10 protein-coding genes and 1 tRNA gene are annotated in these 14,490 nt (G+C 37.7%); 7 read left to right on the top strand and 4 right to left on the bottom strand.

Translation table 11 applies throughout. The features are described from left to right. Positions 1-24: 24 nt before the first annotated feature. Positions 25-885 carry an MBL fold metallo-hydrolase gene (locus RM706_RS04610; protein ID WP_311349854.1) on the bottom strand — a complete coding sequence of 287 codons (861 nt, stop codon included), beginning with the start codon at positions 883-885 and terminating at the stop codon, positions 25-27. A gap of 215 nt (positions 886-1,100) precedes the next feature. On the opposite strand from RM706_RS04610, the gene RM706_RS04615 reads away from it, so the two are divergent. Continuing rightward, positions 1,101-3,305, top strand: coding sequence for an amino acid permease (locus tag RM706_RS04615; protein ID WP_311349855.1), 2,205 nt, complete (start codon positions 1,101-1,103; stop codon positions 3,303-3,305). A 47-nt stretch (positions 3,306-3,352) separates the two neighbouring features. Next, positions 3,353-5,191 (top strand): cation:proton antiporter, encoded by a 1,839-nt coding sequence (locus tag RM706_RS04620; RefSeq protein WP_311349856.1) that lies wholly within the window; start codon positions 3,353-3,355, stop codon positions 5,189-5,191. Here RM706_RS04620 and lepA read toward each other — a convergent pair. Continuing rightward, on the bottom strand, positions 5,188-6,984 hold the full coding sequence (lepA, locus tag RM706_RS04625; protein ID WP_311349857.1) for a translation elongation factor 4: 1,797 nt from the start codon (positions 6,982-6,984) through the stop codon (positions 5,188-5,190). The two genes, RM706_RS04620 and lepA, sit on opposite strands and share 4 nt — an antisense overlap. A 98-nt stretch (positions 6,985-7,082) precedes the next feature. On the opposite strand from lepA, the gene RM706_RS04630 reads away from it, so the two are divergent. After that, positions 7,083-9,506, top strand: a complete 2,424-nt coding sequence (locus RM706_RS04630; protein WP_311349858.1) for an outer membrane beta-barrel family protein — start codon at positions 7,083-7,085, stop codon at positions 9,504-9,506. Between the two features lie 223 nt (positions 9,507-9,729). Next, on the top strand, positions 9,730-10,725 hold the full coding sequence (gene dusB, locus RM706_RS04635) for a tRNA dihydrouridine synthase DusB (protein WP_311349859.1): 996 nt from the start codon (positions 9,730-9,732) through the stop codon (positions 10,723-10,725). On the opposite strand, the gene RM706_RS04640 is transcribed toward dusB, so the two are convergent. Together RM706_RS04640 and rbfA are read right to left on the bottom strand one after the other, a co-directional pair. After that, a complete protein-coding gene (locus RM706_RS04640; RefSeq protein ID WP_311349860.1) occupies positions 10,722-11,933 on the bottom strand; it encodes an ABC transporter permease in 1,212 nt (403 codons plus the stop codon). The two genes, dusB and RM706_RS04640, sit on opposite strands and share 4 nt — an antisense overlap. Before the next feature lie 3 nt (positions 11,934-11,936). Beyond that, positions 11,937-12,329 (bottom strand): 30S ribosome-binding factor RbfA, encoded by a 393-nt coding sequence (gene rbfA / locus RM706_RS04645; protein WP_311349861.1) that lies wholly within the window; start codon positions 12,327-12,329, stop codon positions 11,937-11,939. A gap of 92 nt (positions 12,330-12,421) precedes the next feature. On the opposite strand from rbfA, the gene mce reads away from it, so the two are divergent. From mce to RM706_RS04660, 3 genes are all read left to right on the top strand, one after another. Next, positions 12,422-12,835, top strand: a complete 414-nt coding sequence (mce, locus tag RM706_RS04650; RefSeq protein WP_311349862.1) for a methylmalonyl-CoA epimerase — start codon at positions 12,422-12,424, stop codon at positions 12,833-12,835. Between the two features lie 53 nt (positions 12,836-12,888). Next, positions 12,889-12,962: transfer RNA gene (locus tag RM706_RS04655), tRNA-Ile, on the top strand. Positions 12,963-13,186: 224 nt separating this feature from the next. Then, on the top strand, positions 13,187-14,398 hold the full coding sequence (locus tag RM706_RS04660) for a site-specific integrase (protein ID WP_311349863.1): 1,212 nt from the start codon (positions 13,187-13,189) through the stop codon (positions 14,396-14,398). Positions 14,399-14,490: the final 92 nt, after the last annotated feature.

The raw sequence follows: 14,490 nt of genomic DNA on the forward strand, positions 1-14,490 counted from the left end.
GTATTTTGAATTGTAACTCTAATGTTAATGGAATATTTCTTTAAAAGAAAATAATTCGTCTAATCGCGTCCCTTTTTCGGTATTTTTTAAAGTGCACATTTGATTATGGGCATCATGCTCAAAGAAAAGAACATATTCTTTTTCAACAGCATCTTTTAAAAATTTGGCTTTTTCATTCATGCTCAATAATGGACGGGTGTCGTACCCTGTAACATAAGGCAAAGGAATATGGCCAACGGTAGGCATTAAATCAGCCATGAAGACCAAGGTCTTGCTCTGATACTTAATATGAGGAATCATTTGCTTTTCTGTATGCCCATCAATGCATAAAATATCAAAGGCCAACTCGGAGCTTTTGACATAAGCAGAATCACCCTTATCAATAAATTTTAATTGCCCTGAATCTTGCATGGGCAATAGGTTTTCTTGAAGAAAAGAAGCTTTCTCTCTTGGATTGGGCTGTGTGGCCCACTGCCAATGACCTTTATTGGTCCAAAACGCGGCATTTTTAAAAGCAGGTTCGTAACCAGTTCTGTCTTCGTTCCATTGTATACTGCCTCCACAATGATCAAAATGAAGATGGGTCATAAAGACATCGGTAATATCATTGCGATGAAAACCAAGTTTTTTCAGAGAACCATCCAAACTATAGTCTCCCCATTGGTAGTAGTAACTAAAGAACTTTTCTGATTGCTTATTCCCCAGACCAGTATCAATTAAAGTTAACTTATCCCCATCTTCAATCAAAAGACTTCGTGCTGCTATATCGATTAAGTTATTCGAATCAGCAGGATTCGTCTTTGACCAAATTGCCTTAGGAACTACACCGAACATAGCGCCACCATCCAACTTAAAATTGCCTGTTTCAACGGGATATAAAGTCATTAAAAACCAAAATGACGCACAAAATAAGAAAAGCCTGCAGCAATTGACTTAAAAACACTGTTTTATTGGTTGTTTTTTAACAAAATGAAATGAATTCATTGGCAATAAAGCCCGCAATCTATCTTCAATTCGCTTAATCATCTTCAAATACTGAGTAGGTATATTCTAAATTATTGTTTCAAAAAACCTATTTTTAAAGCTTAGACCAAACTAAATTGAAGAAACTAGAACGTAGCCTATCGTTAACCTCTGTGATAGCAATTAGCATAGGGGGAATGCTTGGTAGTGGTATTTTCGTGTTACCCGGATTAGCGGCTGCAAAAACTGGATCATCGTTGTGGTTGGCGTATCTTTTAGCTGCAATTTGCATACTGCCCGCGGCATTATCTAAATCTGAACTTGCAACTGCTATGCCTTCTTCTGGGGGTACCTATGTATATATTGAGCGGGCATTTGGGCCATTTTTTGGAACCATAGCTGGAATCGGATTGTGGTTGTCACTTCTTTTTAAAAGCGCTTTTGCTCTTGTGGGTTTTGGGGCATATCTCTCAATTTTGGTCAATATAGAACCTGAGCTTACCAAATATGTTGCCGTCTTGTTTTTGGCGCTTATTTTGTTCTTGAATATTATGGGCGTAAAAAAGGTGGGGAAAGTTCAAATTTTTATTGTGAGCATAAGCATTGTTACGTTGGCAATGATTTTATTGTTTGGGCTGCCAAGAACATCACCGGAACTATTAGAGCCTTTTTTTACCAATGGAAAAATGGGGCTGTTTTCAACGGTTGCGTTTGTTTACATTTCCTATGCCGGAGTTACCAAGGTTGCTGCTATTGCAGGGGAAATTAAGAACCCTGGGACCAATTTGCCCCGGGCAATGATCCTGTCTCTTTTTATAATGACATTAATCTACGTTTCTGTTGCCTTTGTTTTGGTTGGGAACATACCTTTAGATGCCCTTGCAACTGACATTAATCCTATTTATACTATTTCAGAATTATTAGGGGGCAATGTCATCGGATATATTGCGGCTGTGGTTGGAATCATTACGTTAATTTCGATGGCAAACTCTGGTGTTTTGGCAGCTTCTAGATTTCCTTTTGCTATGGCAATAGACAAGCTATTGCCAGATTTTATGGGCAAAATTCATCCTAAGTATTTAACTCCTGTAATTACTATAATAATGACTTGCCTTTTGATGGCAATGGTCATTCTTTTTCTTGATGTCGAAAAAATTGCAAAATTAGCAAGCGCGTTTATGGTGATGATGTTCATTTTAGTGAATGCTTGCGTTATTGTGTTAAGGGAAACGTCGGCGCAATGGTATAAGCCGCCATACCGATCTCCTCTATATCCGTTCGTTCAATTGTTCGGAATTTTCAGCGGGATAGCATTACTTATTTTTTTAGGAGTTGGTCCTATGATGGCCATTGTGGGTATATTTCTACTAGGCTTAGTTATTTACTATTTGTTCGGAAAAAATGCTACGAGGACTGGGATTCTTAGAAAGTATGGGCATCGACCGGCACTATATTTACTCTATAAGAAAAAAAGAAATACTACGATTTCTTATCGAAGCAATCAAGAAGCTAGTTTACAGAACTTAGATGGCGAATTAGCTTCTGACGCAGGCGTGGTTGTTCCTTTATTGGGCAATGAAAGATCTCCTGAAATGCTAGTTGAAATTGGAGCGGCGATTAATAGGCGAGAAAAAATACAAGTAGTTAACGTAACTGAAGTACCCAATCAAACTTTTTTAGATGCTATGGTCGAAGAAAACCCGAGAATAGCATCTTTAGAAAGAAGAGTTTCAAGATTGGCAACTTCTCAAGAGCTGGATGTTGATTTTGAAGCCGCGGTAACACATGAGATTTCAGATACCATCCATGAGCTTAGTAACCAAACACATTGTGACTGGCTCGTTATGGGATGGAACGGAAGAGCACATAGCGGTATTTTGGTAAGTAACCCCATTGGTTGGTTATTGACTCATATTAATTCAGATTTTGCCCTATTTAAAGATGATGGTGTTAGGTATATCGGAAAGGTCTTATTGGCATTAAGGCCAGGGAGAAGGGACAAGAACTTCATTGCAGTTGCCGATAGAATATGTGAATTTTACAATGCATCATTGACGCTCTTACATGTAGTTCCTGATAGAACAGATTGGGATACCATAAATGAGATGGAGGCCCACTCTAAAAAATTACTTCAAAAAGTTGATACACCAAGTATGGTCATCGTTCAAAAAGATAATGACCCAATTAATGCAATATCTAAGGCTTCAGCCAGTTTCGACCTTTTAATTTTAGGCACCCCACAAAAAGATAACTGGATTAGCATATTGTTTGGCACGGGCAAGGATAAGTTCACTGAGAAATCGGCATGCTCCGTATTAAGATTGACCATGAGGGATCGTTAGCAGCTAGACATTCGTTTTAATTGTTATTTTTACTGAAATTCACATTCATGCTAGAGTTAGCTGGAATTATCATTTTAGGAATCATTGCGCAATGGGTGGCGTGGAGATTAAAGTTGCCAGCTATCTTGCCATTGATTTTAATAGGCTTATTGGTAGGGCCAATTGCTACCCTTTACACTGAAGACGGAGGTAAATTAATAGAGCCTATATGGAATGGCGATAAAGGCTTATTTCCAGGTGAAGGGCTGTACTATTTTGTTTCATTGGCCATAAGTATTATCCTTTTTGAAGGGGGGCTTACCTTAAAAAGAGCTGAAATAGCAAATGTAGGGCCAGTAATCACAAAACTGATTACCATTGGATCTATAGTAACTTTCTTTGGAGCAGGTATTGCGGCGCATTACATTTTTGGTCTCTCATGGCAAATATCTTTTTTGTTTTCCGCCTTGATTATAGTTACTGGCCCGACGGTTATAACCCCAATCCTTAGAAATATTCCACTTAAAAAAGATGTGTCCACCGTATTGAAATGGGAAGGAATTTTAATAGATCCCATTGGTGCTTTGGTTGCAGTCTTGGTCTTTGAGTTTATTAGTGTAGGCGAGGGAAGTGCCTTTACACAAACTGCATTAATTGAGTTTGGCAAGATTTTACTTTTTGGAACAACCTTTGGCTTTACCTTTGCGCATGCATTGGCATTTGCTATCAAAAAGAATCTGATTCCACATTATTTAATGAATGTGGTCTCTCTTTCAGTGGTTTTATTGGTCTTTGTTGAATCAGATATTTTTGCGCACGAGTCAGGTCTTTTGGCGGTGGTTGTCATGGGGATGGTTTTAGGGAATATGAACCTTCCAAACCTGAAAGAACTCCTTTATTTTAAAGAATCATTAAGTGTTCTATTGATTTCCATACTGTTTATATTGTTGGCCGCGAATATTAATATCAGTGATTTAGAACTTTTGTACAATTGGCAAACAGCAGCTCTTTTTGTTATTGTGGTGTTTTTGATAAGACCCTTAGGTGTTTTTTTGAGTACCCAAGGTTCTGGTTTAAAGCTAAATGAAAAAATGTTTATTGGTTGGGTAGGCCCCCGTGGTATTGTAGCAGCCGGTATCGCTTCACTTTTTGGTTCTAAACTGTTGGTCAAGGGCGAACCAGGTGCCGAGTATATTACCCCTTTGGTTTTTATGATTGTTTTAGGAACGGTTTTGCTGAATGCGACCACCGCAAGGCTTTTTGCTAAATTAGTTGGTGTCTTCTTAACTAAATCAGAAGGAATTTTAATTATAGGCGCCTCAAAAGTTTCACGATTAATTGCCAACTACCTAAAGAAAAATACACGTCATGTGGTATTGATAGACAACAACCAAAGTAATATCGATAAAGCAAAAAAATTGGGGATTGAGGCCATGACCGCCAATATTTTTTCTGATTCGCTAACCGATAATATCGAACTGAACGATATGGGTTACTTGATGGCCCTAACAGGGAATTCGGACATCAACAAATTCGCTATCGATAAGTTTAAAAAACAATTTGGTGAGAATGGGGCCTTTAGAATAGTGAATTCTGATGAAATGAACGACCCCGAGAATAACCCTGAAGAGGGTCTGTTTTCGCATACAGATGATTTTATAAAGCTAACCGATGCTGCTCGTAAATATCCGTCTATCAATGAGATTGAACTAAAGGATAAAGAGCATTATGATGGCCTAATAGAAGTTACCAAAGCTGATAATGATATTATTCCGCTCTTTTTAAAAGAGGATGGGGGAGATTTAAAAATCATCTCCTCATTTAGTAAAGAAATAACGGATATTAAAGGAGGGCAAAAATTAGTCTATTTAGGTAAAGTGTTTGACTTTGATGAAGACGAAAATTAATCATTCAACTTTAATACGGCCATAAAAGCTTCTTGAGGCACTTCTACATTGCCTACTTGACGCATTCTTTTTTTACCTTTTTTCTGTTTTTCTAATAGCTTTCGTTTACGAGAAATGTCACCACCGTAACACTTAGCCGTTACATCTTTACGAAGTGCTTTTGTGGTTTCCCTAGAAATTATTTTGGCGCCAATGGCAGCTTGAATAGGAATATCAAACTGTTGCCTTGGAATCAATTCTTTTAACTTTTCGCACATTTTTTTTCCGATAGTAACAGCGTTATCAGCATGAATCAGTGCTGAAAGCGCATCTACGGGTTGTGCGTTTAATAAAATATCTACACGAACCAATTTTGAGGTACGCATACCAATCGGAGCATAATCAAATGAAGCATACCCCTTAGAGACAGTTTTTAACCTATCATAAAAATCAAAAACAATTTCAGCTAAAGGCATATCAAAACTTAATTCAACACGTTCAGTAGTTAAATAGGTTTGGTTAGTAATTTGTCCCCTTTTATCGATACAAAGAGACATTACATTACCTACAAAATCTGATTTTGTGATGATGGTTGCCTTGATGTATGGCTCTTCAACTCGGTCAATGGTAGAGGGGTCTGGTAGATCGCTAGGATTGTTGACAATAACCGCGGTTTCAGGGTCTTTTCTGGTAAAAGCGTGATAGCTTACGTTAGGTACCGTAGTAATGACGGTCATGTTAAACTCTCGCTCTAAGCGTTCTTGAATAATCTCCATATGCAGCATTCCTAGAAAACCACAACGGAAACCAAACCCTAAAGCAGCACTGCTCTCAGGCACAAAAACCAAAGAAGCATCATTAAGTTGCAACTTTTCCATAGAGGAGCGCAATTCCTCAAAATCTTCTGTATCCACAGGGTAAATACCTGCAAAAACCATAGGCTTTACATCTTCAAAACCAGCAATTGCATTTTTGGTAGGATTTGCAGAATCGGTTATGGTATCACCCACCTTAACTTCACGCGCATCTTTGATACCTGTAATCAAATAACCAACATCACCAGCTGAAATAATTTTTTTGGGATGCTGTGTTAATTTTAATGTGCCGATTTCATCAGCAAAATAACTTTTATCTGTAGCAACAAACTTAATTTTTTGCCCCTTTTTAATTTCCCCATTAATTACCCTGAAGTAGGTTTCAACTCCTCTGAAGGGGTTGTAAACGGAGTCAAAAACCAAAGCTTGCAGTGGTTCTTCAGTACCACCTTCTGGAGCGGGAATTCGCTCAATTACCGCATTTAAGATTTCTTCTATTCCGATTCCCGTTTTTGCACTTGCAGGAATAACCTCTTCAGGTTTGCACCCTAATAAATCAACAATATCATCAGTTACTTCTTCAGGACTCGCGCTAGGTAAATCAACTTTATTTAGAACAGGAATGATTTCCAAATCATTTTCTAATGCCAGGTATAAATTAGAAATAGTTTGAGCTTGTATGCTTTGTGCAGCATCAACAACAAGCAAGGCCCCCTCACAAGCCGCAATAGATCTTGAAACCTCATATGAAAAATCAACGTGCCCTGGAGTATCGATGAGGTTGAGAATATAGGTCTCGCCCTCATAAACATATTCCATTTGAATAGCATGGCTTTTAATGGTGATACCACGCTCACGCTCTAAATCCATACTATCGAGTAACTGATCTTGTTTTTCACGATCGGTAACCGAACCGGTAAAATCTAACAAGCGATCTGCCAAAGTACTTTTGCCGTGGTCAATATGGGCTATAATACAAAAATTTCTAATCTTTTTCATAGAGAGTGCAAATATAGCTCTTTTGCTAGGGCGCCTCAAGAAATACAAAAAGGAGGTTAAATTATTTTATTAGCTTTGACTTACAACCCAAACAGTGAATGAAGAACTTACTGCTTACCATTCTTATGGTGTTTTTCGTATGGGGAAACACATCCGCACAAACTTTTGAGATTTCAGGCAAGGTGGTCAATAGTGAAAATGAAGTGATTCCTTTTGCAAATATTTTATTGCTAAGCTCTATAGATTCTACCTTTGTACAAGGTACTTCAGCCGGTGACGATGGCTTTTTTAAGCTAGAAGAGGTAACCCCAGACTTATATTTACTTCAGGCAAGCTATATTGGCAGAGGCTCAAAGCCTTTGGCTCTTGATATTCGACAAAACGTTAAATTGGGAGCATTGATTATTCCTACGGCAATTGAAAGTTTGGATGAGGTGTTTGTTACTGCCCGCAGACCAGTGGTTCAAAGATTGGCAGACAGACTGGTCTTTCAGGTGGAAAATACGATTGTTTCTCAGGGGAGCTCTTGGGACATTTTAAAAGGAACACCAGGTGTCATTATCAATCAAGAAGAACTACAAATTAGGGGGCAGAATGCTACTGTTTACCTCAATGACAGAAAAGTACAGCTAAGCGGACAAGAAATAAGGGATTTGCTCGAAGGTTTATCAGGCGTGAACATAAAATCTGTAGAAGTAATACCCAATCCACCCGCTAGATATGAGGCAGAGTCCGGGCCCATTCTGAATATAGTGACGAGCAAAAATATTGTGCCAGGTTATAAAGGGAGTTTTAATGGTTCTTATACCCAGTCAATTTTCCCAAAGTATAGTGTTGGAACCAGCCAATACTTTAAAACTGAAAAATTGAATCTATTTGCCAATTACACGTACAACCCAAGAAAAGATAACCTACGGGAACAAAAAGGCATTAATTTTTTTGACACCGACAATAGCATAAATTCAATATGGTCAACCGAGGAAGAGGGTATTTCCCGTTCTGATGCACATAACATCAATACGAGTATTGATTATGACTTTGACGATTATAATGCCATAAATATTACTTCAAACATGATTTTCAACAATAATCAAGAAAGAAACAGAGCTATTTTTACATCAATCGCAAATTCGGCTAACCAAATAGATTCTACTTTTACCACAAGTAATACGTATAACGAGGACAATACCAACTTGGCCTTTGATTTTTCATATGTTCATAAGTTAAAGAAACCTGGAGCTACATTAACACTAAATACGCATTACACAAGATTTGAAGAAGAGTCACAACAAAATATACTTTCCAATTATTCTGATTCTGAGGGAGAATTTTTAAGAAGTTTTGGTTTTCAGACAGATGCTTTACAAGATATAGATATTCTCACCGGACAACTTGATTTTGCCTCTCCTTTAGGAAATGCTTCAATCCAATCAGGAATAAAATATTCAAATGTAGATTCACAGAGCAATATTGATTTTTCTAATTTTTTGGGTGCTGACGATAGTGTAAATGAAGGCCTATCTGATGATTTTTTATATGATGAAGAGATTTTCGCGGCATATCTAAGTTTTGTAAAGAGTTGGGAAAAATTTTCAATGAAACTTGGCGTAAGGGGCGAATACACCAATGCGGAGGGAACTTCTTTGACTTTAGGAGAAACCAATAATCAAGATTTTTTTGAACCTTTCCCTTCGGTTTATTTTTTATACACCCTTTCTGACAAGCATAGTTTTGCATTTGATTATGGTAGAAAAGTCGCACGTCCAAGGTATAATGATTTGAATCCTTTCCGTTATTTTTCGAATGAGAACGACTTTTTTGAGGGAAACCCAAGCTTAGTTCCCAATTTTAGTAATAATTTTAATATCAATTATACCCTAAATAGTGAGTACTTTTTTGACTTTTATTATCGTGATAATGGCAACTTCATTAGTAGAAATCTTATTTTTCAAGATAATGAGGCCCAGGTATTAAGAGAATCAAGGCAAAATGTTTTGGCAAGTACCTCTTACGGATTAGACTTTACAGTCAGCAAAAGTATTGCGAACCCCTGGTTTCTGTATGCTTATATGTCTATCTTTCATGAAGATGAAACGTTTTTAGCCATAGAAAGCGGTAATCAGGAGTTTACTAATGAAGTAAATGGTTTTTTTGTGTATTTGGCCAATTACTTGACGCTTTCTGAAGATGGAACATTTAGCGGAGAAGTTACTTTTAGTCATATGTCAAACTATCTATTTGGTTCATATATACAAGACCCTTACACGAATTTAACCTTGGGTTTAAGAAAGTCACTTTGGGATAATAAGGCAGTTATTTCGATTACCGCAGAAGATTTATTGGGCGATGTAAATTCGGTATTGAGTTCTAGGTATTTAAATCAAGATAACTTCTATTTTGTGCAACCAGAAACACAGTTTGTACGAATAGGCTTTACCTATAATTTTGGTAATTTCCGTTTAGAAGACAATCAAAGAGGAATCGATAAAAAAGAACGAGACCGACTATCAAAAGAAGATTAATTTTTCATTTTGGCCATAAATAAGTTGTGCCTCGATTGCCTCGATTTTTTAAGTTGCCGGAAAATTCCAAATACATTTCATTAGTTGAAGAAATGTGTTAGGCATCAAAGGTTTCCTGTGAGTCATGCATTTCATTCTTTGCCATTCAATAATTTTAGATGTAACCATTTGATTTTGAGAAATATCCCTTTTTGATGTACTTTTGTAATCCAAAAAAAAGAAATTGCCTAAAATAGGAAACATAGAACTTCCAAGTTTTCCATTGCTTTTAGCTCCAATGGAAGATGTAAGCGACCCCCCTTTTCGAGCCTTGTGCAAAGAGCAAGGTGCAGATGTGGTCTACACGGAATTTATCTCTTCTGAGGGGTTAATTCGTGATGCCGCTAAAAGCGTCATGAAGTTAGATATTTATGAGAAAGAGCGTCCGGTAGGGATTCAGATTTTTGGAGCCAACCTTGATTCGATGTTACAGTCTGTTGAGATTGTAGAAAAATCAGGACCGGATATTATTGACATTAATTTTGGCTGCCCCGTTAAAAAGGTAGTTTCTAAAGGAGCTGGTGCGGGAATTTTAAAGGATATTGATTTAATGGTTTCTCTGACCAAAGCCATGGTCGAGCACACCAAGTTGCCCGTCACGGTAAAAACACGTTTGGGTTGGGATGAAAATTCCATTAAAATTGTTGAGGTGGCAGAACGTCTGCAAGATGTAGGATGTCAAGCTATTGCGATTCATGGCAGAACACGTGCCCAAATGTACAAAGGCAATGCCAATTGGAAACCCATAGCAGAAGTTAAAAATAACCAACGAATGCACATCCCTGTGTTTGGTAATGGAGATGTTGATTCACCAGAAGCCGCTATGAGAATGCGCGATGAATATGGGTTGGATGGTGCTATGATAGGGAGGGCAAGTATTGGTTACCCTTGGTTTTTTAATGAGGTAAAGCATTTTTTTGAAACAGGCACACATGCTGCACCACCAACAATGGTAGAACGCGTTGAGGCAGCAAGACGTCATTTACAAATGTCTATTGATTGGAAAGGTGAAAAGTTGGGCGTTTTTGAAACCCGTCGTCATTATACCAATTATTTTAAGGGTATTCCTAATTTTAAGCAATACCGAATGAAAATGGTCACCAGTGATGATTCGGCAGATGTTTTCACAGCTTTTGATGAAGTCTTAGAAAAGTTTGGCGATTTTCAATTCGCAACTTAGGCAGCAACTAATTCTTTAGATATTCTACTACTGGCAATTTTGGAAGAAATAAGCCCCAAAACAATTATCGTTGCTAGAACAATTAATATGTTTAGCGAGCTATATTCTACTGGGTAGGGGAGCGATGGTGTAATCATTAACCATTGAAAAGCTAACTGTGAACCAATAAGCACCGACCCTAACAACACACCTATAACCCCCCCAGAAGAAGTGACCAAAACACCTTGTATAAAGTATATCCGTCGCAATTCTTTGATGGTTGTGCCTAATGAATAAAGGGTTTTAGAGTTTTGCTGCTTATCTAAAATCATCATAATGATGGCGCCTACAACATTAAAAAGCGCAATGATTAAAACAAGGGTAAAGATTAGATATGTGGCCAAGTTCTCGGTGTTGAGCATTCGGTATAGCGTTCCATTGAGTTCACGTCGGTTCAAGAGAATGATCTTATCTCCCAATACAGATTTTATGGCTATTCGAGCGCTCTGTTCATTGCTGTTTGTAGTCAACTTAAAACCAAGGGCAGACACTTGTGTACTGTCTTTTTCTAAAAAAGCTTGAACGATTGGTAATTGGCCAAAGACATATTTATGGTCAAGATTATCTTCAATGGCATAAACACCGCTCACCAATACAGAGAGTTGATTATAAGTTGATTTAGAACTCAAAACATCAGCGGTAAGCGATCCTTTGCCAGGTTTTAAAGTGATTACCTTAAGAGGGTCTTGATAGTTGTTAATGGTTAGGCCTAGAAGATTCACGATACCGCGCCCGGCGACAACGTTGAGTTCGTCAACACCCCAACTGCCATAATATAATGTGCTGTCCAAGCCTGTAACACTTCTATAATTAGCTCCAATACCTTTGATATAGGCGATATGATTCTTGTCTTTATAACTTAAATATACCCGTTCTTCAATTTCTTTTGAATAGTTCGCGATACCCTCTATTTTAGACAGTTCTTTTTCGTCATCTTCAGATAACGAGAAGAATTTACCTGTCGTTGCAATAGCCTTTAAATCTGGATCAAAGGTGTTTGTAAATTGAAGGCTAAATGTTTTTAATCCTGCAAAAGCAGAAAGCACTACAAACAAAGCTGCAGAGCCAATGACGATAACCAGAAAAGTAATGAAATTGATAATGTTCACCGCACTTTGGCTACTCTTTGAGCGTATATACCGCTTAGCGATGTATAATGGAAAGTTCAAGAGCTATGATTTCTTTCTTTTAGGTAATAAATCGCTATTTTCAATTGGGTTTTCATCACCTTTTAATGACTTTTCAATACCATCTATATAGTCAAGGGAATCATCTATATAAAAATTTAAATGCGGTACACGTCGCAATTGGTTTTTGGTGCGTTGTGCTAGCTCGTGTTTAATAAGGGGTTCGTTGGATTTCATTCCCTTTATCAATTCAGCGGCCTTATTATTTGGGAAAATACTCACATAAACCTTGGCTATGGAAAGGTCTGAAGTGACATACACTTTGGAGACTGAAATTAAAGTGCCTTTTAAACCTCCATCGGTTGCGGCACGCTGTAATACCTCGGCCATATCTTTCTGAATAATACCCGCAATTTTTTTTTGGCGTTGTGTTTCCATTCTACAAAAATAAGGCAAATACTGACGAAGCTCATGATTTGCTAACTTTAGCAGATGTAATTTAGATTTTAAGAGCACTAAACAAGAAAATAATGGAAAAGATAGAACACATTGGTATTGCGGTTAAAGATTTGACTGTTTCTAATCTGTTGTTTGAGAAGCTGCTAGGTGTTGCTTCGTATAAAATGGAAGAAGTTGTTTCAGAAGGGGTGCGCACTTCATTTTTTAAATCAGGACCTAATAAAATTGAACTCTTAGAAGCTACAAATGAAAATAGTCCCATTGCAAAATACATAGAAAAGAAAGGCGAAGGGGTTCATCATGTCGCTTTTGCCGTAAATGATTTGGATTATGAAATAAAACGCCTAGAAGGAGAAGGGTTTACGATTTTACCCGGATTTCCCAAAAATGGAGCTGATCATAAACGAGTTGCCTTTTTGCACCCAAAAGGCACTAATGGCGTCTTAGTTGAACTATGTCAAGAGATTCAAGAAAACGAAGGCTAAGAAAATCTTGGTGTATAGAAAAATAAAACATAATTTTGCTGCCCTAGAAAACAGGTCCTATAGCTCAGTTGGTTAGAGTAGCTGACTCATAATCAGTTGGTCCCTGGTTCGAGCCCAGGTGGGACCACTGGGAAAATTCAAAAATTCCCTAAAAGCCTGAAAATGAACTATTTTCAGGCTTTTTCATTTTTATTGATTTCATATAAAACCATATGAAATCAACCATTCTGGTGAGTGATTCGGTGAGTACTTTTTTATTCGCAAAAATGCCGCCCAAACTATGTTAAAGAATTGACATTCAATTCTTTGTTCGGATTTGCAAGTGATATTAATAATCCAAAAAGCACAGTTATGGAGGCAAAAAACACATTTTCAATCCTTTTTTACCCAAAAACGAGTGATTCCGACAAGCATGGAATGTCCCCTCTTTTTCTTCGAATCACAGTTGATTCCAAGAGGGTCGAACTCAGTTTAAAAAGAAAAGTCAGACCAAAGAATTGGTGCCCCATCTCCAACAGGGTTATTGGAAAAGGGCAGAATACAGATGAAATCAACAATCATTTAGATGACTTAAAGGTTCGCATCCGTCGAATCCAAGCGGAGTTTGTCTCGCAAGGACAGCCATATTCAGCAGTTACGGTCAAGGATAAACTTTTGAACAAGGGGAGCAAAATCAAAACTGTGCTTTCTATTTATGATAATCATAACAATAACATGCAATCTCTCTTGGGAGTTGATTACACCTATAGCACTTATAGAAGGCACGTAAGAACCCGAAACCATTTAGAAAGGTTCATCTTTCAAGAATATGGAGGAAAAGACCTTTTCATTACCAATGTGAATCTGAAGTTTGTCACTGGGTTTGAGCATTACCTTAAATTGAGCAAAGCGGGAAGTCATAATACTATTGTCAAATACGTGACCAATTTCAAGAAAATAGTACGGATAGCTCTTGCCAATAATTGGATGAAAACGGACCCTTTTTACCATTGGAAGGCAAGATGGCTGAAAACGTATCGGGAAGTGCTGACTGATATTGAGTTGCGATTGTTGATTGAGAAAGAATTCAAGTTAGTTCGATTGGAAAGGACAAGGGATGTTTTTGTTTTTTGTTGCTTTACGGGGTTATCCTATATCGACGCGAAAAATTTGGGCGAAGAAAATATCCACAGCATAGGGCATAAAAAATGGATAAGGATTCTACTGACAAAGACAAAAGTACAGAGCACCATCCCTCTTTTGCCCATTGTAGAACAAATACTTAATAAATACAGAGCGTCACCAAATAAGCAAATAGGGCAACGATTACTTCCTGTTTTGAGCAATCAAAAGATGAACCAGTATCTAAAGGAGATATCGGAAATATGTCATATCAATAAAAGAATGACATTCCATTTGTCCCGTCACACATTTGCTACTACCGTCACGCTGTCCAATGGAGTACCTATTGAATCTGTAAGCAAAATGCTAGGACATCAGTCTATGCGGACTACTCAGATTTATGCTCAGGTGCTTGACCATAAGTTGAGCAAGGACATGGAATTGGTAGCAGGAAGATATTGACAACAGTTTTATCCCAAATCTTACCCTTGACTTTTGCACATGGTTCCTGTGGAATTTTTCCAGTGTTCGGGAAGAAAAACGTTAAGGGAAAA

It is taken from the genome of Croceitalea rosinachiae (assembly GCF_031846445.1).
GTDB lineage: Bacteria > Bacteroidota > Bacteroidia > Flavobacteriales > Flavobacteriaceae > Croceitalea > Croceitalea rosinachiae.